Source organism: Casimicrobium huifangae (assembly GCF_009746125.1).
Taxonomy (GTDB): domain Bacteria; phylum Pseudomonadota; class Gammaproteobacteria; order Burkholderiales; family Casimicrobiaceae; genus Casimicrobium; species Casimicrobium huifangae.
In genome coordinates, this window is sequence record NZ_CP041352.1 from 201,331 (window position 1) to 224,992 (window position 23,662).

Consider the following 23,662-nt stretch of genomic DNA (forward strand, 5'->3'; position numbering starts at 1 on the left):
ATCAGTCCGTCTCGGCTTCGAGTCGTTGTTGATCAGGGGAGCGATAACCCGGCGCCAGCACCGCGCTGCGCACACCATAGATGGCGAGGTGGTTCCTCAACCAAAGCCGGTACTCGGGGCCGCGCAGATTGTGGTCGGGGGAGCAGTCCACACTCCATTTGCGCAAGATGTAGCCAGCCGTGGCGGCGCGCAGCTTCATGTGCAGCACACCGCCCCGCATGCCGTAGTCCATTTCGGTGATTTCTGGCCGGGGTTGATCCGGGTGAGGAACCAGCTCCAGCTCGACGATCCGGGTCCACTGAATGTCCTGATCGTTCATTTCGTGGGGCGCCACGGGCTGCCCCTTGCGCACCACAGGGCGCTTGATGCGGGTGATAACGAAATCCCGGAACTCCTGCGATTTGCGGTCGAAGGCGCGGACGTGCCAACGCAGGCCGTTGTCGATCAGCGCGAACGGGACGATCTCCCGCACGGTGCGGCCACTGGAGATGGAGTGGTACTCGATCCCCATCGGGCATTCGTAGTGGATGGCACGAGTCACGCTCGCCAGGATGTCCAGGTCAGGGTGGGTGAGCCGGGACGGGCTCTCGCTGGCCACCCAGGCTTTGATGCGCATCGGTTCACCGTCGCCAAAACCCTGCGTCAGCCACGACAACACCCGCTCGGGCGGGAAATCGAAGATCGGCTGGAAGCTCGGGCCGAGGACGTAGAACTTGCCTTTGCCGTCGTAGTCGATGTTGCCGGGGGCGATTTCCTTGTACAGCGCCAGGTCCCTGGACGCAGCAGCGGACTGGATACCAAACCGCGCGACCAAGTCCTGGCGGCGCATCTCCCCAATGAAGCGCACGCGCAACTCCACGAACGCGAGCCGGTCGCGCTGTGGCTGGGTTAGATCGGCAAGCTGTTCGTGGGGCATCCTGGTTGGCTCGTTCGGGTTAGCGAATGCTTATGCAGATTTCTGCAGAAAGTATATGAGCCGCTTGAAAAGACGTCTATAAATCTAAGCTGGCTTGCTAATACGCTGCATTATGATAACCATTTTTTGAGGCGCAAATGAGTGATCTGACGTGGACGAGTAGGCGATCAGTCCAGCGGAGCGCACCAGGAACGGCGTGGAGTAGCGTGCTTCCAGCAGCCCCCCGCGAACAGGAACAGGTGCGAATAGATCCTTGATAGGGAACAGGAGCACGGCCCATGGAACTGCGACTGACCTTGGCCGAGCAGTTGCGCGGCTTGCGTGAAGGTCTCTTTGATGCCGGTTTCGCCCGCACCGATGATGTGGGCGAGGGCATCGTGGCCCAAGCCATCTGGCATGACCCGCTGGTTCTGGCTGTTCTGCCCGTCATCCGCTGCTTGTCCACCGCCAAGTGCCGTGGGCTGAACTGCTCCGCTATCCGCTGATAGCGGGTCACCCTGTCGCCTGCGAGGGATTCTATCGCCAGTTGTTACAACTGCTGCGCTCGCTGGCTAACGAACCCACTCTGGTCGAGCAGGCGACGTCGCTGGACATGATGTTGACGTTGGTGGCCGCAGGATACGGACTGGGCCTGATGATGGAGGCCCAGACGGTCGTCAATCGCCACCCCGGCGTGGCGGTGCGATCGATCATGGACGCTTCCCCTCCCACACTCACGACCTACGTACTGCGTCCGGTGAACAAAGATTCGGAGCAACTGGATCGCTTCATCGCGCGTCTAGGTTAGTCCGCAGAGGGCCAGTCCGACTGCACTCTCCAGGCACTTGTCATACGGTCGATTTGAACAACATCGAATGCAAGGTTTGAAATCTCGCGCTTCTCACACGCATCAGCGGCACAGCGCGCGCAGTATATTTGCCAGCTTCTTGATGGCGACTTCCAGTTCGTGGGGCGCATGGGCAGCGAAGCCCATCAGGAAGCCCGCCTTGGCTTTGCCTGCTGAGCTGCGGCTCGACGCATGCAGTGCCGTCAGACCCAGCAGGTCGATCCCAGCCCGGCGGGCCGATTCCACAGCCTCGCGCTCAGGGATGTCGCGGATGAATACGCAAGGCATCTGCATGCCCCCGGCCGGCACTCGCGGTTCCACGAACTCGGCCAGGTGCTCGCGCACCAGCCGCGCCAGCACGTCGCGTCGTTCGGCATAGACGGCGCGCATGGTGCGCACATGCGCGCCGAAGTGGCCGCCTTCAATGAAGCGTGCCAGGGTGAGTTGCGGAATCGGCGCGCTGTGTCCATCCAGTAGGGTGCGGGCCACCGTCATGGGTGTGACCAGTGGCGGCGGCAGCACCATGTAGCCGATGCGCAGTCCTGGGAACAACGATTTGGTGAAGGTGCCGATATAGATCGTCCGCTCATGGGGATCAAGTCCCTGCACGCAGGCGGTGGGTTTGCCGGCATAGTGAAACTCGCTGTCGTAGTCGTCTTCGATGATCCAGCCCTGGTGCTCTCTGGCCCATTCGATGATGGCCAGACGCCGATCCAATGCCAGCGTTGCGCCGGTGGGGAACTGGTGCGATGGCGTCAGGAACACCGCCCTGGGCGGTTCAGCGGATGCCCTGGTTGTTTCAAGTACATGCTCCACCCGCAGGCCGTCGGCATCCAGCGGCACGGGTACGCATTCCAGTCCGGCAGCGTCGAACGCCTTGCGGGCGCCGTGGTACACGGGGTCTTCAAGAAAAATGCGCTCGCCCGCATCGAGCAGCACGGTGGCGCACAGGGTCAGGGCTTGCTGGGAGCTGGTCAGCACCAACACGCGCTCGGGCGTGGCACGTGCACCACGTTCGAGATTGACGTAATCGGCGATGGCGCGACGCAGCGGTTCCATGCCTTGCGGTGGGCTGTGCAGCAGCGCCTGGGTGCCATATTCCTTCAACACCTGCCGTTGCAGGCGCTCCCAGGTCTGTAGCGGAAAGCTTCGGGTTTCCGGAACACCGGGCGCGAACGGACGCGGCATCAGGAAGTCGCGCAGACCACCGCTCTGGAGCATGGAATCGCCGCGTTGGCTGAGGCGTAGTAATGCTTTGTGATCCACGCTCGTGCGCCGAGGCTTGCCGCGTCCAGACAAGCGCTGGGTTCGCTCCGACACGAAGCTGCCGCTGCCTACCCGCCGCTCGATAAAACCTTCGGCGTGCAACTGGCTGTAGGCCGCCTCCACCGTATCGCGGGAAACCCCCAGCGACTTCGCCAAAGCACGCGACGCGGGCAAGGGCCTACCTGCATCGAGCGCACCATCAAGGATCAACTGGCGAATGGCCCGCTGCACGCGGGCGTGCAGGGGCAAGGCGCCCTGCGCGGGGTCGCCGATCCAGGCTTTGACGGATTCAAGTTGGGCGTGCTTGAACAATTGGTCTGTATCTCATCATAAAAATGGCAGGGAACATCACGCCATTTTAAGTCTATAAATATGTTTCACAAGCCATTTATTTGATTTGCCAGGAGTCACCGTCAGGCCATGTCAACCGTCCCGTCCGTTTCGTCCGTTCGCTGGAACGATCTCACCCATCCCATCGTGGCTGGCCTGATCTCGGTCATCGTCAACTACGGCGGCACCTTCATCCTGGTGTTTCAGGCCGCCAAGGTGGCCGGTCTCAGCCCGGAGCTGACGGCCTCGTGGGTGTGGTCGATTTCCATCGGTGTGGGCGTGACGGGGATCATCCTGAGTTGGGTGTCCCGCGAACCGATCATCACCGCCTGGTCAACACCGGCAGCGGCGTTTCTGGTCACAGCACTGGCGACCACGCCTTATGCAGAAGCAATCGGCGCTTACCTGATCTCGGCCGCAGCCTTCGTGGTGCTCGGACTGTCGGGCTGGTTCGAGCGGGTCATCCGCCTGATTCCACCGGGCGTGGCCGCCGGGCTGCTGGCTGGCATCCTGCTCCAGTTCGGCATCGGCGCCTTCGGCGGCATGAGCATCGACCCACTATTGGCGGGGCTGTTGATCGTCGCCTATGTGGTGCTCAAGCGCTTTACTGCGCGCTATGCGGTGGTGGGCATCTTGGTGCTGGGACTGGCTTTCCTGCTTATTCAGGATCGCGTCGATCTGTCGGGGCTGACCCTGAAGCTGGCCGCACCGATCTTCACCATGCCCGAGTTTTCGCTCAATGCCTTACTGAGCGTGGCGCTGCCGTTGTTCCTCATCACCCTGACCGGACAATACATGCCGGGCATGCTGGTGCTGCGCAATGACGGCTTCAGAACCAGTGCCAACCCCATCGTGACGGTCACCGGGCTCGGCTCCCTGCTGATGGCGCCATTCGGTTCACACGCCTTCAACATCGCCGCGATCACGGCTGCCATCTGTACCGGTCGGGAGGCGCACGAGAACCCGGACAAGCGCTGGATCGCCGGTATTGCCGCTGGCGTGTTCTACATCCTGGTTGGTGTGTTTGGGGTGACGCTGGCCGCCGTTTTCATGGCCTTCCCGGCAACCTTCATCACCACGCTGGCGGGCCTGGCGCTGCTGGGCACCATTGGCGGCAGCCTTGCCGGTGCCATGAGCGATGCCAAGACTCGTGAAGCCTCGCTGATCACTTTCCTGGCGGCAGCCGCCAACATCACCCTGCTGGGCATTGGCGGTGCGTTCTGGGGCTTGGTAATCGGCCTGGTGGCTTATGCGGTACTCAATGGCCGTTTGCCGCAGAAGGCATCCGCCATTGCGCCAACGCCGGTCAACAAGGGGGCGAACTGATGCCAGCACTTACCGACACACAGACCCATCACGACCAGCACGGTCGGTATCCAGAGGCCATCACGGTTGAGGATTTCCAGCGGAATCTGGCGGCGGTGCAGGCGCGTATCGACGCGGCCTGCCATCGCGTTGGCCGCGATCCGGCGACCGTGCGCCTGCTGCCGGTCAGCAAGACCAAGCCCGAGGCCAGCCTGCGCCTGGCCTACGCGGCGGGCTGCCGGATGCTGGGCGAGAACAAGGTGCAGGAAGCCTGGCGCAAGTGGGAGGCCATGCAGGACTTGACCGACCTGCAGTGGTCGGTGATCGGCCATCTGCAAACCAACAAGGCCAAGCTGGTGGCGCGCTTCGCCACCGAGTTCCAGGCGCTGGACAGTCTGCGCGTGGCCGAGGCGCTGGATCGCCGCTTGCAGGTCGAAGGACGTTCGCTGGACGTGTTTGTGCAGGTCAACACTTCCGACGAAGCCAGCAAATACGGTCTGGCTCCCGAGGACGTGCCGACCTTTATCCAGGCGCTGCCTGCGTTTTCGGCGCTGCGCGTGCGCGGTTTGATGACGCTTGCACTGTTCTCCGGCGAGGCCGAACAGGTGCGCCAGTGTTTCGTGTTGCTGCGCACCTTGCGTGACCAGCTACGGCAGAGCGCGCCCGCTGGTATCGGGCTGGATGAATTGTCGATGGGCATGTCCGGCGATTTCGAGATCGCCATCGAGGAAGGTGCCACCGTGGTGCGTGTCGGACAGGCCATTTTCGGTGCCAGACCCTTGCCGGATAGCTATTACTGGCCAAGCGAGGCAGAGGCAGAGGCAGGGAAATCTGATCATGATGAATAGCGGGAATGTTTTCTTGCCTGTCGGGGCGCCTGTACCGGATTGGCGCCCCAAAGCCCGGGCGACCGATGTCATGCTCAGGGGTAGTAAGTGTCTTCTTGAGCCACTGAGCCCCATGCATCACGCCGATGCTTTGTGCGCAGCCTATGGGCAGGCACTCGACGGCCGGGACTGGACTTATCTATCGGTCGGGCCTTTTGCGGATGCGCCAGCGCTACGGGCATATTTGGAGCGGATAGCCGTGCAGACTGATCCGCGGCATTTCGCCGTTGTCGATCTGTGTACTGGCCAAGCGGTGGGTACCTTGGCGCTGATGCGCGAGCAAGCCGAGCACGGCGTTATTGAAGTCGGCTTCGTGGCGTTCTCGCCTGCCTTGCAACGCTCGCGCATCGCCACCGAGGCGCATTTCCTGTTGATGACCTACGTGTTCGAAACGCTGGGCTATCGGCGCTACGAGTGGAAGTGTGACAGTTGCAACCAGCGTTCACGCAATGCTGCAGAACGTCTTGGATTTCAGTACGAAGGCACGTTTCGCCAGGCGGCGATCTATAAAAGCCGCAACCGTGACACGGCCTGGTTCTCCCTCCTCGATAGTGAATGGCCGGTAGCCAAGGCCGCTTTCCTGCATTGGTTGCATCCGCAGAACTTCAACACCCATGGAGTTCAGATTAGCCGTCTGCAATTTATCCGCGAGCGTATCGCCTCGTCCGGTTGGGGCCTGGAAGGCGGAGAGGCGACGCTACTCCGGGGGCTGCCATGAAACCTTTGGACATCAATGTGGTGTCGGTGCAGTCACAGGTCGTCTATGGCCGAGTCGGAAACAATGTCGCGGTTCCGGCCCTGGAGGCGCTGGGGTTGTCAGTGGCTGCTGTTCCCACCGTGGTATTCAGCAACACACCGCACTACCCGACGATACACGGTGGCGCGTTGCCCACCGAATGGTTCGAAGGCTATTTGCAGGATCTTTCGGCGCGCGGAGCGTTGCATGCGCTTCGCACCATTCTGGCTGGCTACCTTGGCAACCCGGCGCAGGCTCAAGCCTTGGCCCGTTGGATGCGGGCTCTGCTGAAAGAACGTGCAGACCTGCGCATCGTGATCGACCCAGTGATGGGTGACCACGACCACGGCATCTATGTCGATCCCAGTCTGGTGGATGCCTACCGCCGTGATTTGTTGCCACTGGCCGATGGGCTGACACCCAATGGCTTTGAACTGGCACACCTGACCGGGTTGGCGGTGAACGACGTCGAAAGCGTCATTACCGCCGCCCGCACCTTGCTGATGGGGCGTACCCAATGGGTCGCGGTGACCAGTGCCGCGCCGGATACCTGGGCGCAGGATGAGATGCAGGTGGTGCTTGTTACCCGCACGCAAGCCGAGGTCATTGCACATCCGCATATTCATGCCACACCCAAGGGCACCGGCGACCTGTTTTGCGCCACCTTGGCCGGGCACTGGATCAACGGGACTGGCCTGTCACAGGCCGCCGCCCAAGCGTGTCGCCAGGTTGTGCGCGCGCTACGCCATACAGAACAGGCGCGATGCGCCGAACTGTTGTTGCCACCGATGGCGAACAGCCACGGCAACTACGAAATACAGGTACATGAATATGTACACCACTACCTATCGAATTGAATCTGAGGACTTTTCCATGAAACCAGTCACTTCCCACCTGATGCGCGCCTATGCACGCCAACCTGTTTCCTTCGTGCGTGGTAGCGGCGCGCAGCTTTGGGATGAACAGGGCGTGGAATATCTGGATGCCATTGCCGGTGTCGCAGTGACCAGCCTGGGCCACGCCCAGCCGGAGATCGCCGCCGTTATCGCCGAGCAGGCGGGAATGCTGCTGCATACCTCCAACGTCTTCCGTATCGACTGGCAGGAACGGTTGGGCGAGCGGCTGTGTGCGCTGACAGGCATGCAAAGGGTCTTTTTCTGCAATTCGGGAGCCGAGGCCAACGAAGCCGCCCTCAAGCTGGCCAGACTGTACGGTCATCGCAAGCAGGTAGCGGAGCCTAAGATTCTCGTGATGGAAAACGGCTTTCATGGCCGCACCATCGCGACGCTTTCCGCCTCCGGCAACCCCACCAAGCAGCAAGGCTTCGAGCCGTTGCTGCCAGGCTTCCTGCGCGTGCCCTACGACGACATCGAGGCGGTGCGTCGGGTAGCAGCACAAGAGAATGACATCGTGGCTGTGCTGATCGAGCCGGTGCAGGGTGAAGGCGGCATCCGCGTTGCCAATACCGACTATCTGCGCGAACTGCGTGCGCTGTGCGACCAGCACGGCTGGTTGCTAATGCTCGACGAGATTCAGGCCGGTATGGGCCGCACCGGCACCTGGTTCGGACACCAACACGCCGGCATCACGCCGGACGTGATGACCCTGGCGAAAGCGCTGGGCAATGGTTTTCCCATCGGCGCCTGCCTGGCGCGTGGCGCGGCGGCTGACCTGTTCTCCCCCGGCCAGCATGGCTCGACCTTTGGCGGCAATCCTCTGGCCTGCCGCGTGGCCTGCACTGTGCTCGACATCATGGCCCGCGATCAGCTGCCGGAGCGGGCCGCTGTGTTGGGCGCTCGCCTGCTCGCGGGCCTACAGGGCGCGCTGGGCGATCACCCGAGCGTCATCGTCATTCGGGGCCAGGGACTGATGGCGGGTATCGAACTGGACAGACCCTGCAAGGAACTGGTCGGACGGGCGCTGGACGAACAGCGTCTGCTTATCACAGTGACCCGCGACAGCACCATTCGGCTGTTGCCATCGCTGGTCTGCACCGAAGCGCAGATCGACGACATCGTGGCCCGCGTCACCAGATTGTTGGCAGCGTTCGCGGTGGATGACCTGGAAACGAAAACCGGAGCCGCGCAACAGGAAGTAATGCTGTGACGCAGAAACCCAAATACGACCAACCCGACGCCGATGGCTTCTTCGGTCGTTTCGGCGGAAGTTTCATCAGCGCAACGCTGGATCAGGCGGTCGAAGCACTGCAGGCGGCCTATCGACGCTATCGCGACGATCCCGACTTCATTGCCGAGTTCGAGGAGGAGCTGGCCGATTACGTCGGGCGTCCCTCGCCGGTGTACTACGCCCGACGCCTCAGTGAGGAGACGGGCGGCGCACATATCTTTCTCAAGCGCGAAGACCTCAACCATACCGGCGCCCACAAGATCAACAATGTGATTGGCCAGGCCATGCTAGCTCGGCGCATGGGCAAGCGGCGCATCATCGCCGAGACCGGCGCGGGTCAGCATGGTGTTGCCACCGCGACGATCTGCGCCCGTTACGGCCTGGAATGCGTGATCTATATGGGCAGCGAGGACATTGAGCGGCAACGCCCCAATGTCCAACGCATGGCGCTGCTGGGGGCGACAGTGGTGCCGGTGACTTCCGGCTCGCGCACACTGAAGGACGCCATGAACGATGCGATCCGAGATTGGGTCACGAATGTCGATCACACCTTCTATCTGATTGGTTCGGTAGCCGGCATGCACCCGTACCCGACCATGGTGCGGGACTTCCAGACTGTGATCGGCAAGGAGTGCCTGATCCAGACGCCAGCGTTGTTCAAACGCTTGGGTATCCCGAAGCAGCACCCTGATGCAGTCATCGCCTGCGTCGGGGGCGGCAGCAACGCCATCGGCATTTTCCATCCGTACATCGAACACGAGGCGGTGCGCCTGATCGGTGTCGAGGCGGCGGGGCTGGGGCTGGATACCGGCCGACATGCCGCGTCGATCCAGCGCGGCAGTCCTGGCGTGTTGCACGGCAACCGCTCGCTCATCCTTCAGGACGACAACGGTCAGGTGCGGGAAACCCACAGCATCAGCGCCGGTCTGGACTATCCAGGGGTCGGGCCGGAGCACGCCTGGCTGCACGAAACCGGCCGAGCCGAGTACGTTGGCGCCACCGACGACGAGGCATTGCGCGCCTTCCATCTGCTCAGTCGTGTGGAAGGCATCATTCCCGCGCTGGAAGCCAGCCACGCCGTCGCCTATGCGCTCAAGCTGGCGGCCACGCTGCCCAGTGACCAAGCCATCTTGGTCAACCTATCCGGCCGGGGCGACAAGGATATGGAAACGGTAATGGCTCGGGCGGGCGCCATGGGAGGTCAGTCATGAGCCGCCTTGACACGACCTTCCAGCGTCTGCGACGACAGGGGCGCAAGGCGCTGATCCCCTATGTCACCGCCGGCTACCCCGGCGTGGACATCACTCCGGCGCTGATGCACGTATTGGTCGAAGCCGGTGCCGACATCATCGAACTGGGCGTGCCATTCTCCGATCCGTCGGCTGATGGCCCGACCATCCAGGCAGCCAGTGAGTACGCCTTGCGCCAGGGCATCGGCCTGCTGCAGGTGTTCGATCAGGTGCGACGCTTTCGCGAGTCGGACACCGACACGCCTGTGGTGTTGATGGGCTATGCCAACCCCATCGAACGCTACGACTTTCTGCGCCAGCCCGGCGCCTTCGCGGCCAATGCTGCAGAGGCGGGCGTGGACGGTGTCTTGGTGGTCGATTACCCGCCGGAGGCGTCCGGCAATCTGGCCTCGGAACTACGCAGCCACGGCCTCGAACTGATCTTCTTGCTGGCACCGACATCCACCGAGCGCCGCATCCGGCAGGTAGCCGAACGTGCTGGTGGCTATGTCTACTGCGTTTCCGTCAAGGGCATCACCGGCACCAGCGCGCTGGATCTGGCTCAAGTACAGGACACGCTGGGGCGCATCCGTCGCCATGTGCGCATACCCGTCGGTGTCGGGTTCGGCGTCCGCGATGCCGCCACGGCCAGCGCCGTCGCCCAGATGGCCGATGCCGTCGTGATCGGCTCCTGGCTGATCGAAAGTCTGGCTGGCAAACCGGCAGCCGAAGCGTTGGCGGCGGCCAGCGACTTGATCCGCGATGTGCGCCAGCAACTGGATCTGGACGCGCCCGAACCGGATCACGCCTTCAACCCCGAACATTCCAAAACCTGACTTCTAGAACAAAGGATCAATCCCATGTATGACACTTCCCTGACCCTCACCGATTTCGACCCCGAGCTGGCCGAAGCCGTGCAGCACGAAGAACACCGCCAGGAAGATCACGTTGAACTGATCGCCTCCGAGAACTACGCCAGCCCGCTGGTGATGGCCATCCAGAACTCGGTGCTGACCAACAAGTACGCCGAGGGCTATCCAGGCAAACGCTACTACAGCGGTTGCGAGCATGTGGACGTGGCCGAGCGTCTGGCCATCGAACGGGTCAAGGCGCTGTTCGACTGCGACTACGCCAACGTCCAGCCCCATGCGGGCGCCCAGGCCAACGCGGCCGTGTTCCTGGCGCTGACCAACCCCGGCGATACTGTGATGGGCATGAATCTGGCCCAGGGCGGCCACCTGACCCACGGCAATCCGTCCAACTTCTCGGGACGGCACTACAAGATCGTGCCCTACGGACTTGATCCCGAGACGGGATTGATCGACTACGACGAGATGGAGCGCATCGCGCTGGAAACCCGGCCCAGGATGCTGATCGGCGGTTTCTCGGCCTATTCGCGCCACAAGGACTGGGCGCGCATGCGCGCCATCGCCGACAAGGCGGGCGCCATCTTCTGGGTGGACATGGCCCACGTCGCCGGCTTGGTGGCAGCGGGTGAATACCCGAACCCGCTACCCCATGCCCATGTGGTGACCAGTACCACTCACAAAACCCTGCGCGGCCCGCGCGGCGGCATCATCCTGGCCAAGGGGCAGGACGAAGACTTCTACAAGAAACTCAATTCTGCGGTGTTTCCTGGCATCCAGGGCGGCCCATTGATGCATGTCATCGCCGCCAAGGCGGTGGCTTTCAAGGAAGCGCTCCAGCCCGAATTCAAGACCTACCAGCGCCAGGTGGTGACCAACGCCCGCGCAATGGCTGTAGTGCTCCAACAGCGCGGCTATAAGATCGTCTCCGGTGGCACCGACAACCACCTGATGCTGATCGACCTGTCCGCCAAGCCGTACACCGGCAAAGACGCGGATGCCGCACTGGCTGATGCCTACATCACCGCAAACAAGAACTCGGTGCCCAACGACCCGCGCTCGCCCTTCGTGACCTCTGGGCTGCGCATTGGCACGCCGGCCGTGACCACGCGCGGCTTCGGCGTGGCCGAGTGCGAACAACTGGCGGGTTGGCTGTGCGATGTGCTGGATGCGCTGGAAAGTGGTCAGCTCAAGCAAGTCACAGAGCGTGTTCGAGAACAGGTCATGGAGCTGTGTCGTCAGCATCCGGTGTATCGATAGGTTTTCGGTTGTGTCCGTGGAACTGCGCCACCTTCGTTACTTCATCACCCTGGCAGAAGAGTTGCATTTCACGCGCGCAGCAGAGCGCCTTCATATCGAACAGCCACCATTGTCCCGCGCCATCAAGGAGCTTGAGCACGATCTGGGCGTGGATCTCTTCGTGCGCAACCGCCGAGGTACGGTACTGACCGAGGCGGGCGCAACGTTCCTGCAAGACGTGCGCAGGGTGTTCGCCGCGCTGAAGCAGGCTCAGGAGAACGCTCAGGCGGTCGCGGCGGGCCTGAGCGGAAGCCTTCGCATCGCCGTGTCCGACGGCGCAATCGATCCCCGGCTGTCAGGCCTCCTGGCCCGGTGCCGCGAGGAAGAGCCGGAGATCGAGATTCGTCTGTCCGAAGTGCCGTTGGCCGAGCAGTTGCGCGGGTTGCGCTCGGGCGATTTCTCGATCGGGTTCGCGCACACGGCGGAGGTCGGCGATGACATCCTGACCGAGCCGCTCTGGCACGACTCGCTGGTGGTCGCGGTGCCCGCCCGGCACCCCTTGCTTTCACACAAGGCCGTTCCGCTGCACCAGCTCGCGAGCTACCCACTGGTCTTATGCGACCCGCAGATATGCGAAGGCAGCTACCGCGAACTGACGCGGCTGCTGCGGCCGTTGGAGCGTGAGCCCGACATCGCCGAGCACGTGTCCTCGCTGGACATGATGCTCACCCTGGTCGGTGCGGGCTACGGCGTTGGCTTCATCATGGCAACCAGGGCCGCGGCGAGCCCGCGCCCCGATGTGGTGATCCGTCCCCTGGCTATGGATTCCGCGATCATCACGACCTACTTGCTGCGACCTACCAGCGAGAGCATGCCGGTGTCGGTGGAGCGGTTCATCGCGCGCCTGCGCGCGCACTCGGGCGATTGATGCGGCGGCAAGGGCCGTAACTGAAGTTCGCGGCCGCTTATGGCGAGCCTTGCGGCTCACTGCCAGAGTTGAGGTTCTTTTCAGTCGCTGCCATCAACTCGCTGGCGCTTATCCCGAGTGCGACAGCAATTTTCAGTATCAGGGGCAGCGTCGGCACATGCTCCCCACGTTCGATCTTGCCCATGTGCGAACGCGATATTCCAGCCTGAAATGCAAAGTCGTCTTGAGCGACTCCTTGCGCAACGCGGGCGGCGCGCACGGCCCGCCCGAAAGCTAATGCTGGTTCGGATTCATAGGTCGGTGTGCCAGGTGGACGACCTGGCTGAATAGTAAGCTTCTGCATCGACAGAAGCGTCAAACAATCCTCTTAAATTAACCACGTTAAACATATAGACGTTAAAGTTCTCTCTTTACTATGATGCTGGTTTGCCCTTGACCTGCTTCGTCGCTTCTGTGGGTTCTCCATGGACAACATCACCAGCCAACCTGCCCACCTCAGGCTTGCAATAGCGCCAGGCGTATCGTCATCTCAGCTTTCGGCGCTGCTCGCGCTGCAGCGTGCGCAAGAGCCCGAGGTCAGCATCGCGTTCCTTGAGGTTGCAGGTGACGAGTTGTTTGATGGAGTCCGTGAAGGCCGCTATGACGTAGGGGTGTCGCTTCAAGGGTCGAGCGATCCGGCCCTCCAAACCCAACCCCTGTGGATTGAGCACATGGCCGTTGCGATGCCGCTGCGGTTTCCCTTGCTGGATCAGGCATCGCTCACCATCGCCGATCTACAGGACTACCCGATTTTTCGCTGGAGGGCTGAGGCTTGTTCTTCGCTGGATCATCGACTGCTCTCGCGCCTGCCTACTGACCAGCAAAGTCTCCAGTACGTGACTTCCTTCGAGATGATGGCGCTATGGGTTTCTGCCGGCTACGGTGTCGGGGTATCCGCGCAATCGCGCATCAAGCGCGCCCATGGATGGGGAATCAGCATGCGGCCACTGGACGACGGCCCCTACAAGATCGTGACGCACCTGCATAGACCCCAGGGACAAGCGAACTCTGTTTCCGAGCGATTCGAGCGAAGGGCACTGCAGATCGCAAAATCGGTCACTTCCTGATCGCAGTGGCTGTCGGTGGCCGCCAGCAGAAGGCGGTGGAAACTCGCCTTTCATCAAGAGGGCCGAGGTGGTAAGCTTAGAGGCCATTTCTGGCTTGGGTAACCAGAAAAAATCTTTATTAATCAATGGGTTGGTTGCCGTGGGTGATTCCCTTCACCCGCTCCATCACCAAAAAACGCCCGGACGGGCGTTTTTTTGTTTGGGTCAACGGAATCGAACCGCTCGTGACGTGTCGGGTTCGATGAGGCGCGCAGCGCACGACCAGATGCCCGATGACCGATGATCATCTTTTGACGGAAACCATTATCCACATTGGGCTCAGAGCGCAATATCGTTGAAAGTCGACTTCAGTCGATTTAAGGCCATAAGCCCAATTGCGACGCCATTTGAAGCAAAAGATGATGTCCCGCCGGCGCTATTTGACCGGCGCCCAATCACCGTGATCACGCACCTTCCAGGCCTTGCTGGTGAGCTGGACGGTGGCGGTGCCGCGCTGTCGGCGGCCATTGAGATCGGCCTCAAACACCACCAGCGCGGTGTTGCCTTCGATGCTGCCGCCGAGTACCTTGCAGCGCTGCGGGGCACTGCGGTTGTTGTCGCGGCGTAACGCCCAGTCGCGCTCGACGTATTGCCGCAGCGTCAGCGTCTGGCCGCTCTGCTGGTTGCGCTGGGCGATCTCGTCCTCGCGCGGCAGGCGCTTTTCCCGCTGCAACCGGTTGTAGTAAGCGCCGGCGTCGCGGTCAAGCTCGAAGCTTCGGCAGTAGGCGAGCACTGCGCGACCGGGCGCACCGCCGTCGGCCGGTAGCCGCTTGCCGCGCCGCGCATAGTCCGGCAGTTCGATCGGCGCTGCCTCGCGCGGCGGCTCCGGCGTGACCGGTGGCGGTGCTGGCGCGACCGGCGGCGGCGCGACTGCGGGTGCCGGTGATGGCGGCGGTACGGGCGCGGTTTCCACCGGGGCGGCGATCGGCGCCGGCGCGGGTGGCGCCGGTGGCGGCGTCGCGCAGCCAGCCAGCAGCAAGGCAATGGCGACGACGGCGGTACGAAGGGGGGTTGGATGCGGCAGGTGGCGCGGCAGGGTCATGGTGGTCGTGGTTGGGCCTTGGAGCCGGATGAGCGTTTCGTTCGTCGCGGCGCATGAAAACGCCGCGTCATCCAGCGTCACTTTCAGCGCAGGCATTTTGCCCTCGGCAGCAAGTATGCCATTGGCATTGGGCGTCGACCACGCGAGCAGGGCACCGACCGTCATTGGTGCCGACTGTTTGTCGCGATGTCGCGTTGCGGGAGCAGCCCTGACTACGGCGCGACTGCAGTGGTGGTCGTTACCCCGTCAACGGTGGCGGGCGCAGAAGTGACGGCTGACTTCGCCGCCATCGCCGCGATCATCACCTCCATATCGGCCGCGCACATTGGCCGCCCGAACAGATAGCCCTGCCCCTCGCGGCAGCCGCGGGCGAGCAGGTATTCACGCTGGTCCTCGTGCTCGATGCCTTCGGCGACCAGTCGCAGATTGAGGCTGTCGGCCAGCGCGATGATTGATCGCGCGATGGCCGAATCCACCCGGCTGTCCGGCAGAGCGCCGACGAAGCCGCGATCGAGCTTGATGCCATGCACCTGAAAGTGCTTCAGGTGCGACAGCGCCGAATAGGCGACGCCAAGATCGTCGAGCACCACCCGCACGCCCGACTGGCTGAGCAGGCGCAACGCTTCCGGCGTGCCCTCGATCGAGTGCACCAGCGCCGTCTCGGTGATTTCGAGTTCGAGTTGTTGCGCGACGCCCGGGTGGCGTGCCAGCAGCGCGCGCATTTCGCGCACGAAGTCCGGATCACGCAACTGGTACGCCGAAATGTTGAGCGCCATCACCAGCGGTCGCCCATATTTGGCCAGCCAGTGCGATAGCTGGGCGAGCGCCTGCTCGGCCACCTGGAACCCGATACGACCGATCAGTCCGAGCTCCTCGGCGTCGCTGATGAATGCTGCCGGCTCGATCAGCCCGCGCTCCGGATGCCGCCAGCGCACCAGCGCCTCGACACCGAGCAGGGCGCCACTCTCCAGTGCCACCTGCGGCTGATAGAAGACCTCGAACTGTCGCGCCTCAATGGCCGAACGCAGCTCCGCCATCAGCGTAATGCGGGTCTCGGCGGCCGCGGCGAGTGGCGGTTCAAAGATGCGAAACGCGTCGCGTTGTTCCGACTTGGCGCGGAACATCGCCAGATCGGCGTTCTTGAGCAGCGTCTCGAAGTCACCGCCGTGCTCGGGGAACAGGCTCACGCCGATGCTGGCGCTGATCTGGAAGCGGATACCGTCCACCTCGATCGGCTCGGCCAGCACCCGCAGCAGTTCGCGCGCCGTTGCTTCGATCGCATCGCGGCCGCGCTCGCCGATCCGCTCCAGCACCGCAAACTCGTCGCCACCCATTCGCGCGACCACCGCCCCGCCCGGCGCCGCGTTGCGCAGGCGGCGGGCGATTGCGCGCAGTACATGATCCCCCACCGCATGGCCGAGGGAGTCGTTGATCAGCTTGAAACGATCGAGGTCAATGAAATGAATGGCGACGCGCTCGTCGCCGCTGGCGATCACGTTGCGCAGCGCCGCCTCGAACGCGGCCCGGTTGCGCAGCCCGGTCAACGAATCGACATTGGCCATGGTGCGCAACCGCTCCTGCGCGAGATGGGAGTCGGTGACGTCGCGCAGATTGAACACGACACCGCGCACCGCCTCGTCATCCAGGCGGTTGTTGGCCAGCGTGGCGAGGTAACGCCAGCTGCCATTGGCGTGCAGTACGCGCAAAACGGTTTCGGTACCGGAATTGGTGTTGCTGATGACGTGTACGAACTCGGCCTGGCTGGCTGCCGAATCGGCAGGATGCACGAAATCAAACGCGTGGGCGTCGAGCATCGAATCCGGCTCGCGACCAAGGATGGTGCGCGTCGCCGCACTGGCGTAGCGGATGCGCAGGTCCTGATCACAGAGCAGCGTGATCACCTGCGCTTTCTCGGTCAAGGCGCGGAAGCGGCGCTCCGATGCGCCCAGTGCCAGTTGCGCTTGCCGCTGCGCGGTGATGTCCTCGACGGTGCCTTCGTAGTAACGGGTGCCAGCCTCGGCATCAACCACGACGTGAGCGTGCTCGCGAATCCAGATCCGTTCGCGGGTTTTGTGACGATAGACCTCGGAGACGAAGTTGGACACAAAGCCCTGTGTGTCCATGGCGCGACGGAACTCTTCGCGTCGCTGCGGCGACACATACCACTCGCTGTCGAGATCACTGACCGCCGAGAGCATCTCGGCCTCGGTGGCGTAGCCGTTGAGGCGCACCAGCGCCTGATTGGCGCGCAACTGCTTGCCTTCCGGTGAGGTGCGATAGGCCCCGATCGGCAGCAGATCGAACAACGACGAAAAGTTGTCGCGCGTCATCACCCCCGGAAGCCGTCAGCACAACTTCAACGCGACGGCGTCGCACCCCTTCGGAAAATTCGGTATCGGGAGCCACTCTACGCCCGCCATCAACGGAGCGCAAGCCGCCAAATCGAATAAACGGTACCCGCTATTGCGGCACGGTGACAACTGTCTCGTATGTCCCAAATGTGACGCCATGCGCGCAGTGGCAGCGCTGATGGCTGCTGCGTGGCAGCGGCGTGGTCGGCTCGGATCAGCGCGCTGGGGCTGGATGACGGTCGACGAACGCCCACGACTCCAGCGGGCGGGGATAACGATCAGGCGGGGGTGCGGTGCGCGGTGATCGTGACCCGCTCCATCACCACCACATCATGGTCAGTCACCGACGGCGTGGCGGTCGAGAACGCAGCGAGTACGACACCAATGGTCGTCACCGACAGCAATGACGCGGCAACGGCGGACATTGTCGTTTCGGCGGTGCTAAGTACAGAAAACAGGCGGCTCATGATGGGTTCCTTCCAGTGGGCGCGCCGTTACTTCACTTGGTGTGGCGCTGTGCTTCGATGGAACGAACTGTAGAGCGATGCTTTCCATGCCGCGAGTGGCATGCGATGACTCGCAGCGTGGTAGCGCCAGTTGCGGAAGCGCTACGCGAATGGGTTGCCGCAGTCGCGTTAAGGCGCCATGTAGGTGAGTGGCAGCACGGTGGTCTCCTTCACTTTTTCGAGCACAAAGCTCGACTTGACGTTGATCACCCCCGGCAGCGTCAGCACCCGATCCATCAGGAATGATGTGTAGTGCTTGAGATCAGGCATCACCACCTGCATGGTGTAATCCATCTCGCCCGACAGCGAGTGGCACCAGGTCACCTCACTCCAGGTTTGCACCGCCGCCTTGAGCCGATCGCGTGCTTTGGCATCGCGCTTGTCGAGCGCCACATCCAGATGCACCGTGAGCCCGAGGCCAAGCTTTTCCGGGTCAAGCAGCGCGGCATAGCCGGCGATGATGCCGGCCTCTTCCAGCGCGCGCACCCGCCGCAGGCAGGGCGAAGCCGACAGCGATACTTTTTCGGCAAGCTCAATATTGGAGAGGCGACCATCGCCTTGCAGGGTCTCCAAAATGCGCAAATCAGTGCGATCCATTGATGAAATGTCTCTTGCGTCAACGACTGAGCAATTATGCGCCCTAAATTCACACAAATGGGGATGTTTTTGCGCTTTCATTGCGCAAGATCAACGCCAGAATTTCGGGTTTTGGCCGATAACGCGCAATTCGTGATTCAGGAGCAGCAGATGGCATCGCAATTTCAGACTTGGGATAACCCAATGGGCACCGACGGCTTCGAATTCATCGAATTCGCCGCCCCCGATCCCGCCGCGATGGGCCGGATGTTTGAGCAAATGGGCTTCGTCGCCGTCGCCAAGCACCGCTCCAAGAACGTGCTGCTCTACAAGCAGGGCGACATCAACTTCATCCTGAATGCGGAGCCCGGGTCCTTTGCGCAAAGCTTCGCCCGCGTGCACGGGCCGTCGATCTGCGCCATCGCTTTCCGCGTGAAGGACGCGGCTGCGGCCTACAAGCGCGCCGTCGAACTTGGCGCCTGGGGTGTTGAGGCGCATCCGGGCCCGATGGAGCTCAACATCCCGTCGATCAAGGGCATTGGCGACTCGCTGCTCTATTTCGTCGATCGTTACGACGGCAACTCGGTGCACGGTGGCAACAACGTCACCATCTACGATATCGACTTCGTGCCCATTGCCGGCGCACCGCGCGTGCCGGCTGGCGCCGGTCTCACCTACGTCGATCACCTGACCCACAACGTACACCGTGGCCGCATGGAAGAGTGGGCCAGCTTCTACGAGCGACTGTTCAACTTCCGCGAGATTCGCTACTTCGACATCGAAGGCAAACTGACCGGCCTCAAGAGCAAGGCGATGACCAGCCCTTGCGGCAAGATCCGCATCCCGATCAACGAATCGAGCGACGACAAATCGCAGATTCAGGAATACCTGCACGCCTACCACGGCGAAGGCATCCAGCACGTCGCTTTCGGCACCAACGACATCTATGACACGGTGAACGCGCTGACCGCCAAGGCCATTCCGTTCCAGACGACGCCGGCGACCTACTACGAGCAATTGCCAACGCGCATCCCGAACCACGGCGAGAACACCGAACTGCTGCAAAAACTCTCCATCCTTGTGGACGGTGCGCCGGAGGATTCAGGCCTGTTGCTGCAGATCTTCACCCAGAACATCTTCGGCCCGATCTTCTTCGAGATCATCCAGCGCAAGGGCAATCAAGGTTTTGGCGAGGGCAACTTCAAGGCATTGTTCGAGTCGATCGAGCTGGATCAGATTCGAAGGGGCGTGCTTCAGGCATAGCGAACCCACATTCGCAGCGAATGGCCGTTGTTTGCTGGCGCACATGTCGTGCCGGCGTTGACCGCAGCAAAGGGCGTCAATAGACTCGTGATGGAGTCATATGGCGCCCTTTTTCATGCTGGATCTTTGCCAGAGTTATCCGCGCACACGTAGTCTGTGTGCCATCACCACTGCGGCGGTGCTCGCCGCCGTTCTCCACGCAATCGCGCTGCCGGCCCATGCTGCGAGTTTTGGGGGAGGCAGTGGTTTTGTTCACGACCCTGAGGGCAAGCCGATTGCGGGGGCGCATGTGATTGTGTACATCATGTCGCGCGATGTGAGCAACATCCCGATTCCGTTTGCACGCAGCTCACCGGTGTGTGGGCCGGACTACTACACCACGACGGATGCCGAGGGGCGCTTCAGCATTCCGGAGAACGAGCTGGAGTTTCCATGGAAGCTCTCGCTGCTGAGTGAGCGGCGGCCACGGTTTCTGCCGGTGGTGTATGCGAAGGACTATGTTGACACTGGCATTGAGGTGAGAGCGGGGCTGGAGACCAGGGACGGTGGGGACCGCAAGACGGGGCCGATTGTGCTGGATGTGACGATGAAGCGGGACACGGGGACGAGAGTGGAGCGGGCGAAGTATCTGTCCTACATCGGCGGGGCGGGCTGTGGCTGCTGGCCGTTTCATGAGGAGTTGAATAGGGAGTTCAAGACAGTTTTATCTGCCGCACAGAACGAATACGACGATCAACTTGGCATCAAACCTGGACGACCGAGTGTCGCTTGGCGGCCTGGGAATGTAATGCGGTGTGTCGAATGAAGAAATCATTGGTTTCGGGCATATGTATTCTGGTTGTCAATTTGGCGTGTGCGTACGAAATTGATACTCGCGCTAGGATCACCGATGAGGCGTTCCAGAGAAGCAATTTCTCAACGACCATCGGATTGTTCGAACGACTTGGCCTGGGCAAGTCACGGTTTCGTACTCAGCAAGCGAACGGCCGATTTGTCCTGAACTACAGCCTCGGCCAAAAATACTACGATCCCCTGAAGGTGGGAGGCGCGGATCGCTACGCCACCGCCTTTGACGCCGAGAACAGCTGGGTGATGAAGGCGTACCGTGCGCCCAAGCCGCAGCGACGGTGGTTTTACTCCCAGTTTGACGGTCGCGACGAGCCGTATTTTCCGGTGGACTGGATGGCGCGCGGGGCGGTGCGTGAGGATGACACCAAGGCGCTGTTTGCCTGTAACCGGGGTGAAGTGTCTGGTGACGCCCAGAAACATCCAAGGGTTACACAAGGGGCGCACACATGAAATGGCGGACACCACTGATCTGCCTCTTGCGGGCTTGGACGAGCAACGCGCTCGTTGTCCTGACGTCACTCATCCTCAACATTGCCGCGGCCCATGCTGCGAGTTTTGGGGGAGGCAGTGGTTTTGTTCACGACCCTGAGGGCAAGCCGATTGCGGGGGCGCATGTGATTGTGTACATCATGTCGCGCGATGTGAGCAACATCCCGATTCCGTTTGCGCGCAGCTCACCGGTGTGTGGGCCGGACTACTACACGACCACCGATGCCGAGGGGCGCTTCAGCATTCCGGAGAACGAGCTGGAGTTTCCATGGAAGCTCTCGCTGCTGAGTGAGCGGCGGCCACGGTTTCTGCCGGTGGTGTATGCGAAGGACTATGTTGACACGGGCATTGAGGTGAGAGCGGGGCTGGAGACCAGGGACGGTGGAGACCGCAAGACGGGGCCGATTGTGCTGGATGTGACGATGAAGCGGGACACGGGGACGAGAGTGGAGCGGGCGAAGTATCTGTCCTACATCGGCGGGGCGGGCTGTGGCTGCTGGCCGTTTCATGAGGAGTTGAATAGGGAGTTTGGTACGGTTTATGCCGTTGCTGCCGGAGAGTTAGCGAGACAAGGCAAATCTGGCGGCGTACCTGGCCTTTCACCGCAAAGGTGCAGATAGTGAAAAAGTGCATTGCTGGTCTTCTCGCAGTTGGCGCCTGTGCCGCTTCGCACAGCTACGAGATCGACACACATTCGCGCATCACTGAGGCCGCGTATTTTGCAAGTGTGATGTTCACAACATCTGCGCAAACGCGAGTCGGCCTACGGAAGTCACGCCCGTGGGCTCCGAACCCGGGAGACCCAACGCAATTTCCCCGTCTCCACCTCGGCCAAAAATACTACGACCCTCTGAAGGTGGGAGGTCCGGACCGCTACGCCACCGCCTTTGACGCCGAGAACCGCTGGGTGATGAAGGCGTACCGTGCGCCCAAGCCGCAGCGGCGGTGGTTTTACTCCCAGTTTGACGGTCGCGACGAGCCGTATTTTCCGGTGGACTGGATGGCGCGCGGTGTGATTTACGGCATGATTGCGGTGTGACAAACGGTAGACGCCCCGCACCACTCCGCCATCTGCACGCCCGGCCACGGTTGTGGTCGGCACTGGTGTTCGGCGTAATCGTTGGGCTGCTGTTGCCGATAACGCTGGTGTCGGAATGGATCACGCGGGCGCTGATCGGGTGGAATGCAGGCGCACTGCTTTACCTGATACTGGTGTTGCTGATGATGTATGGCGCCGACGCCGCACGCATCCGCTCGCAGGCAGAGCGCGAGGACGAGGGGCGCAACACCATCCTGTTGCTGGTCAGCGTGACCATGGTGGTGGTGCTGCTGGCCATTGCAGTTCAACTGTCCTACGCGAAAGAAACCCACGGCGCATCGAAGGCCGGACATGTGGGTCTGGCGGCGCTGACCGTGTTCACGGCGTGGCTGTTTGTGCAGACGATTTTTGCCCTGCACTATGCCCACGAGTACCAGTTGCAGCATTCGGCGAAGTCGCCGTCGCTGTTGTTCCCCGGCACCGAGGCGCCGGACTACTTCGACTTTCTGTATGTGTCCTGCGTGATTGGCACGTCCGGCCAGACGGCGGACGTGGCCTTCGCTTCGCGCCGCATGCGACGGGTCGGCTTGCTGCATTGCGTGCTGGCTTTCGTGTTCAACACCACGCTGCTGGCGCTGACGATCAACGTTGCGGCCGGGTTGATTTAGGGAAACGCTGAGTCAATTCCCGCTAGGCGCGGATCAATGGCAGTAAATGCCGTATGCCGGCCGGCGTCTCAACCAGTGCTCGCGTCGTGCCCACCCGTTGCAACCACCCGGTGGCGATGAATTGCGACAGCAGCGCCTTCGGCAAAGCACCGGCCAGGTGCTCACGTCGCTCGGACCAGTCCATGCAGGCGTAGGCGAAGCGGGGGCGGACGGTGTCACGCTGAGTGCGCTGTATTGCAGCGTCGTCAAAATGCGCCGCTTGCAGCCATGCGCCCGCACCGCGCCCGAGCGAGAATTCGCCGCGTTCGTTCGCCACCAGAACTTGCCGGGCCAGCAGCGCATCGCGCAATTGCACGCCCAGCTCTCCGGCGAGATGGCAATAGCAACTGCGCGCGTGCTTCAATGGCTGCCGGTCGGGGCGTCTCCATCGCGTGGACACCTCATCACGCTCGGCGACCAGCGACAAGGTCTCCAGCATGTGCGCCACGTCACCGTCGGCCAGCGAAAAGTAGCGATGTCTTCCCTGCGTTCGCTGCGCCACCAGGCCGGCATCGCGCAGCGCGGCGAGATGCGTGCTGGCTGTCTGCGGAGTGATGCCGACAGCGCGCGCCAGCTCTCCCGCAGAGCGGGCTTCACCCGCCAGCAGCAGCGCCAGCATGCGCGCCCGCGACGGGTCGGCGAGCAGCGCCGCGATGCGGGCAAAGCGCGGTTCGGCGGTTGTGGCCATCAGTCGGCACGTGGCGTGGAAAGCGCTGGCTGATGCAAGGTGCCCTCGACGCCGCGCAGGAAAGTGCGCTCCTCACGCAGGATGAACTTCATCTGCTGCGCCATGGCAAAGTTTTGCCTGCCTTCGTCGTCGCTCTTGAGCCGGGCGCGATAGTTCTCGTAGGCGGAAAGCGAGTCGAACGAAATGAGCCCCCACGCGATGTCGTTGGTACCCTCATGGGGCACGAAGTAGCCGAGCAGATTGCCACCGCAGCGCGGAATGATGCGCCCCCAGTTTTCGGCGTAAGTGCGGAATGCATCCAGCTGGAAAGGGTCAAGCTGATAGCGGATGAAGCAAGTGATGGAGGGCATGG

At 62.2% G+C, this 23,662-nt stretch carries 27 protein-coding genes; 18 read left to right on the forward strand and 9 right to left on the reverse strand.

Annotation, left to right across the window (positions count from 1 at the left end):
* Position 1 precedes the first annotated feature (1 nt).
* A complete protein-coding gene (locus FKL89_RS00915) occupies positions 2–916 on the reverse strand; it encodes a WYL domain-containing transcriptional regulator (RefSeq protein WP_033990843.1) in 915 nt (304 codons plus the stop codon).
* A gap of 278 nt (positions 917–1,194) precedes the next feature.
* Here FKL89_RS00915 and FKL89_RS00920 point away from each other — a divergent pair, with 278 nt between their 5' ends.
* Both FKL89_RS00920 and FKL89_RS00925 read left to right on the forward strand, forming a co-directional pair.
* Positions 1,195–1,401 (forward strand): type 2 periplasmic-binding domain-containing protein, encoded by a 207-nt coding sequence (locus FKL89_RS00920; RefSeq protein WP_022580049.1) that lies wholly within the window; start codon positions 1,195–1,197, stop codon positions 1,399–1,401.
* The gene (locus FKL89_RS00925) at positions 1,368–1,703 is read left to right on the forward strand and encodes a LysR substrate-binding domain-containing protein (protein WP_162527350.1); all 336 of its coding nucleotides are present in this window, start codon (positions 1,368–1,370) and stop codon (positions 1,701–1,703) included. The genes FKL89_RS00920 and FKL89_RS00925 overlap by 34 nt, the downstream gene beginning before the upstream one ends.
* Positions 1,704–1,805: 102 nt before the next feature.
* Here the strand turns inward: FKL89_RS00925 and pdxR are convergent, their stop codons facing one another.
* A complete protein-coding gene (gene pdxR, locus FKL89_RS00930; RefSeq protein ID WP_033990845.1) occupies positions 1,806–3,320 on the reverse strand; it encodes a MocR-like pyridoxine biosynthesis transcription factor PdxR in 1,515 nt (504 codons plus the stop codon).
* Between the two features lie 108 nt (positions 3,321–3,428).
* On the opposite strand from pdxR, the gene FKL89_RS00935 reads away from it, so the two are divergent.
* The 9 genes from FKL89_RS00935 to FKL89_RS00975 are packed head-to-tail and all read left to right on the forward strand — an operon-like array spanning position 3,429 to position 12,655.
* On the forward strand, positions 3,429–4,664 hold the full coding sequence (locus tag FKL89_RS00935) for a benzoate/H(+) symporter BenE family transporter (RefSeq protein WP_033990846.1): 1,236 nt from the start codon (positions 3,429–3,431) through the stop codon (positions 4,662–4,664).
* Positions 4,664–5,491, forward strand: coding sequence for a YggS family pyridoxal phosphate-dependent enzyme (locus FKL89_RS00940; RefSeq protein ID WP_156860860.1), 828 nt, complete (start codon positions 4,664–4,666; stop codon positions 5,489–5,491). The genes FKL89_RS00935 and FKL89_RS00940 overlap by 1 nt, the downstream gene beginning before the upstream one ends.
* On the forward strand, positions 5,484–6,248 hold the full coding sequence (locus FKL89_RS00945; RefSeq protein ID WP_125283033.1) for a GNAT family N-acetyltransferase: 765 nt from the start codon (positions 5,484–5,486) through the stop codon (positions 6,246–6,248). The genes FKL89_RS00940 and FKL89_RS00945 overlap by 8 nt, the downstream gene beginning before the upstream one ends.
* Entirely contained in the window at positions 6,245–7,123 is an 879-nt protein-coding gene (gene pdxK, locus FKL89_RS00950) for a pyridoxine/pyridoxal/pyridoxamine kinase (RefSeq protein WP_156860861.1), read from the forward strand. Before FKL89_RS00945 ends, pdxK begins: the two co-directional genes overlap by 4 nt.
* 16 nt (positions 7,124–7,139) lie before the next feature.
* On the forward strand, positions 7,140–8,372 hold the full coding sequence (locus tag FKL89_RS00955) for an aspartate aminotransferase family protein (RefSeq protein ID WP_156864500.1): 1,233 nt from the start codon (positions 7,140–7,142) through the stop codon (positions 8,370–8,372).
* On the forward strand, positions 8,369–9,604 hold the full coding sequence (gene trpB / locus FKL89_RS00960) for a tryptophan synthase subunit beta (RefSeq protein WP_022580042.1): 1,236 nt from the start codon (positions 8,369–8,371) through the stop codon (positions 9,602–9,604). The genes FKL89_RS00955 and trpB overlap by 4 nt, the downstream gene beginning before the upstream one ends.
* On the forward strand, positions 9,601–10,458 hold the full coding sequence (trpA, locus tag FKL89_RS00965; protein ID WP_022580041.1) for a tryptophan synthase subunit alpha: 858 nt from the start codon (positions 9,601–9,603) through the stop codon (positions 10,456–10,458). Before trpB ends, trpA begins: the two co-directional genes overlap by 4 nt.
* Before the next feature lie 24 nt (positions 10,459–10,482).
* On the forward strand, positions 10,483–11,748 hold the full coding sequence (gene glyA / locus FKL89_RS00970; protein ID WP_033990848.1) for a serine hydroxymethyltransferase: 1,266 nt from the start codon (positions 10,483–10,485) through the stop codon (positions 11,746–11,748).
* Between the two features lie 16 nt (positions 11,749–11,764).
* Entirely contained in the window at positions 11,765–12,655 is an 891-nt protein-coding gene (locus tag FKL89_RS00975) for a LysR family transcriptional regulator (RefSeq protein ID WP_033990885.1), read from the forward strand.
* A 37-nt stretch (positions 12,656–12,692) separates the two neighbouring features.
* On the opposite strand, the gene FKL89_RS00980 is transcribed toward FKL89_RS00975, so the two are convergent.
* On the reverse strand, positions 12,693–12,998 hold the full coding sequence (locus tag FKL89_RS00980) for a helix-turn-helix domain-containing protein (RefSeq protein ID WP_033990887.1): 306 nt from the start codon (positions 12,996–12,998) through the stop codon (positions 12,693–12,695).
* A 121-nt stretch (positions 12,999–13,119) separates the two neighbouring features.
* On the opposite strand from FKL89_RS00980, the gene FKL89_RS00985 reads away from it, so the two are divergent.
* The gene (locus tag FKL89_RS00985) at positions 13,120–13,761 is read left to right on the forward strand and encodes a substrate-binding domain-containing protein (RefSeq protein WP_022580039.1); all 642 of its coding nucleotides are present in this window, start codon (positions 13,120–13,122) and stop codon (positions 13,759–13,761) included.
* Between the two features lie 415 nt (positions 13,762–14,176).
* Here the strand turns inward: FKL89_RS00985 and FKL89_RS20250 are convergent, their stop codons facing one another.
* The 4 genes from FKL89_RS20250 to FKL89_RS01005 form a co-directional block, all read right to left on the reverse strand.
* Positions 14,177–15,007 (reverse strand): hypothetical protein, encoded by an 831-nt coding sequence (locus FKL89_RS20250; RefSeq protein WP_181955212.1) that lies wholly within the window; start codon positions 15,005–15,007, stop codon positions 14,177–14,179.
* Between the two features lie 47 nt (positions 15,008–15,054).
* Positions 15,055–17,172 (reverse strand): putative bifunctional diguanylate cyclase/phosphodiesterase, encoded by a 2,118-nt coding sequence (locus FKL89_RS00995; RefSeq protein WP_156860862.1) that lies wholly within the window; start codon positions 17,170–17,172, stop codon positions 15,055–15,057.
* Between the two features lie 299 nt (positions 17,173–17,471).
* Positions 17,472–17,660, reverse strand: coding sequence for a hypothetical protein (locus FKL89_RS01000; RefSeq protein ID WP_156860863.1), 189 nt, complete (start codon positions 17,658–17,660; stop codon positions 17,472–17,474).
* A 168-nt stretch (positions 17,661–17,828) separates the two neighbouring features.
* The gene (locus tag FKL89_RS01005; RefSeq protein WP_156860864.1) at positions 17,829–18,296 is read right to left on the reverse strand and encodes an Lrp/AsnC family transcriptional regulator; all 468 of its coding nucleotides are present in this window, start codon (positions 18,294–18,296) and stop codon (positions 17,829–17,831) included.
* 150 nt (positions 18,297–18,446) lie between these two features.
* On the opposite strand from FKL89_RS01005, the gene hppD reads away from it, so the two are divergent.
* From hppD to FKL89_RS01035, 6 genes are all read left to right on the forward strand, one after another.
* Positions 18,447–19,538 (forward strand): 4-hydroxyphenylpyruvate dioxygenase, encoded by a 1,092-nt coding sequence (gene hppD, locus FKL89_RS01010; RefSeq protein ID WP_156860865.1) that lies wholly within the window; start codon positions 18,447–18,449, stop codon positions 19,536–19,538.
* A gap of 100 nt (positions 19,539–19,638) precedes the next feature.
* Positions 19,639–20,343, forward strand: a complete 705-nt coding sequence (locus tag FKL89_RS01015) for a carboxypeptidase-like regulatory domain-containing protein (protein ID WP_156860866.1) — start codon at positions 19,639–19,641, stop codon at positions 20,341–20,343.
* Positions 20,340–20,837, forward strand: coding sequence for a hypothetical protein (locus FKL89_RS01020; protein WP_156860867.1), 498 nt, complete (start codon positions 20,340–20,342; stop codon positions 20,835–20,837). Before FKL89_RS01015 ends, FKL89_RS01020 begins: the two co-directional genes overlap by 4 nt.
* On the forward strand, positions 20,834–21,496 hold the full coding sequence (locus tag FKL89_RS01025) for a carboxypeptidase-like regulatory domain-containing protein (RefSeq protein WP_156860868.1): 663 nt from the start codon (positions 20,834–20,836) through the stop codon (positions 21,494–21,496). The genes FKL89_RS01020 and FKL89_RS01025 overlap by 4 nt, the downstream gene beginning before the upstream one ends.
* 236 nt (positions 21,497–21,732) lie before the next feature.
* Positions 21,733–21,915, forward strand: a complete 183-nt coding sequence (locus FKL89_RS01030) for a hypothetical protein (protein ID WP_156860869.1) — start codon at positions 21,733–21,735, stop codon at positions 21,913–21,915.
* Positions 21,912–22,583 (forward strand): DUF1345 domain-containing protein, encoded by a 672-nt coding sequence (locus FKL89_RS01035; RefSeq protein WP_156860870.1) that lies wholly within the window; start codon positions 21,912–21,914, stop codon positions 22,581–22,583. The genes FKL89_RS01030 and FKL89_RS01035 overlap by 4 nt, the downstream gene beginning before the upstream one ends.
* 22 nt (positions 22,584–22,605) lie before the next feature.
* On the opposite strand, the gene FKL89_RS01040 is transcribed toward FKL89_RS01035, so the two are convergent.
* Together FKL89_RS01040 and FKL89_RS01045 are read right to left on the reverse strand one after the other, a co-directional pair.
* Positions 22,606–23,310 carry an ArsR/SmtB family transcription factor gene (locus FKL89_RS01040; protein ID WP_156860871.1) on the reverse strand — a complete coding sequence of 235 codons (705 nt, stop codon included), beginning with the start codon at positions 23,308–23,310 and terminating at the stop codon, positions 22,606–22,608.
* Positions 23,310–23,660, reverse strand: a complete 351-nt coding sequence (locus FKL89_RS01045) for an NIPSNAP family protein (protein ID WP_156860872.1) — start codon at positions 23,658–23,660, stop codon at positions 23,310–23,312. The genes FKL89_RS01040 and FKL89_RS01045 overlap by 1 nt, the downstream gene beginning before the upstream one ends.
* Positions 23,661–23,662: the final 2 nt, after the last annotated feature.

What these genes read in the sequence shown, in the direction of transcription:
- FKL89_RS00920 (WP_022580049.1), top strand. Translation starts at nt 1,195, where the DNA reads ATGGAACTGCGACTGACCTTGGCCGAGCAGTTGCGCGGCTTGCGTGAA.
- pdxK (WP_156860861.1), top strand. Translation starts at nt 6,245, where the DNA reads ATGAAACCTTTGGACATCAATGTGGTGTCGGTGCAGTCACAGGTCGTC.
- FKL89_RS01040 (WP_156860871.1), bottom strand. Translation starts at nt 23,310, where the DNA reads ATGGCCACAACCGCCGAACCGCGCTTTGCCCGCATCGCGGCGCTGCTC.
- FKL89_RS01000 (WP_156860863.1), bottom strand. Translation starts at nt 17,660, where the DNA reads ATGAGCCGCCTGTTTTCTGTACTTAGCACCGCCGAAACGACAATGTCC.
- FKL89_RS00935 (WP_033990846.1), top strand. Translation starts at nt 3,429, where the DNA reads ATGTCAACCGTCCCGTCCGTTTCGTCCGTTCGCTGGAACGATCTCACC.
- FKL89_RS00995 (WP_156860862.1), bottom strand. Translation starts at nt 17,172, where the DNA reads ATGACGCGCGACAACTTTTCGTCGTTGTTCGATCTGCTGCCGATCGGG.
- trpA (WP_022580041.1), top strand. Translation starts at nt 9,601, where the DNA reads ATGAGCCGCCTTGACACGACCTTCCAGCGTCTGCGACGACAGGGGCGC.
- hppD (WP_156860865.1), top strand. Translation starts at nt 18,447, where the DNA reads ATGGCATCGCAATTTCAGACTTGGGATAACCCAATGGGCACCGACGGC.
- FKL89_RS00980 (WP_033990887.1), bottom strand. Translation starts at nt 12,998, where the DNA reads ATGCAGAAGCTTACTATTCAGCCAGGTCGTCCACCTGGCACACCGACC.
- FKL89_RS00985 (WP_022580039.1), top strand. Translation starts at nt 13,120, where the DNA reads ATGGACAACATCACCAGCCAACCTGCCCACCTCAGGCTTGCAATAGCG.
- FKL89_RS00915 (WP_033990843.1), bottom strand. Translation starts at nt 916, where the DNA reads ATGCCCCACGAACAGCTTGCCGATCTAACCCAGCCACAGCGCGACCGG.
- FKL89_RS01015 (WP_156860866.1), top strand. Translation starts at nt 19,639, where the DNA reads ATGGCGCCCTTTTTCATGCTGGATCTTTGCCAGAGTTATCCGCGCACA.
- FKL89_RS01045 (WP_156860872.1), bottom strand. Translation starts at nt 23,660, where the DNA reads ATGCCCTCCATCACTTGCTTCATCCGCTATCAGCTTGACCCTTTCCAG.
- FKL89_RS00940 (WP_156860860.1), top strand. Translation starts at nt 4,664, where the DNA reads ATGCCAGCACTTACCGACACACAGACCCATCACGACCAGCACGGTCGG.
- FKL89_RS20250 (WP_181955212.1), bottom strand. Translation starts at nt 15,007, where the DNA reads ATGACGGTCGGTGCCCTGCTCGCGTGGTCGACGCCCAATGCCAATGGC.
- FKL89_RS01020 (WP_156860867.1), top strand. Translation starts at nt 20,340, where the DNA reads ATGAAGAAATCATTGGTTTCGGGCATATGTATTCTGGTTGTCAATTTG.
- FKL89_RS01025 (WP_156860868.1), top strand. Translation starts at nt 20,834, where the DNA reads ATGAAATGGCGGACACCACTGATCTGCCTCTTGCGGGCTTGGACGAGC.
- glyA (WP_033990848.1), top strand. Translation starts at nt 10,483, where the DNA reads ATGTATGACACTTCCCTGACCCTCACCGATTTCGACCCCGAGCTGGCC.
- FKL89_RS00955 (WP_156864500.1), top strand. Translation starts at nt 7,140, where the DNA reads ATGAAACCAGTCACTTCCCACCTGATGCGCGCCTATGCACGCCAACCT.
- FKL89_RS01005 (WP_156860864.1), bottom strand. Translation starts at nt 18,296, where the DNA reads ATGGATCGCACTGATTTGCGCATTTTGGAGACCCTGCAAGGCGATGGT.
- FKL89_RS00945 (WP_125283033.1), top strand. Translation starts at nt 5,484, where the DNA reads ATGAATAGCGGGAATGTTTTCTTGCCTGTCGGGGCGCCTGTACCGGAT.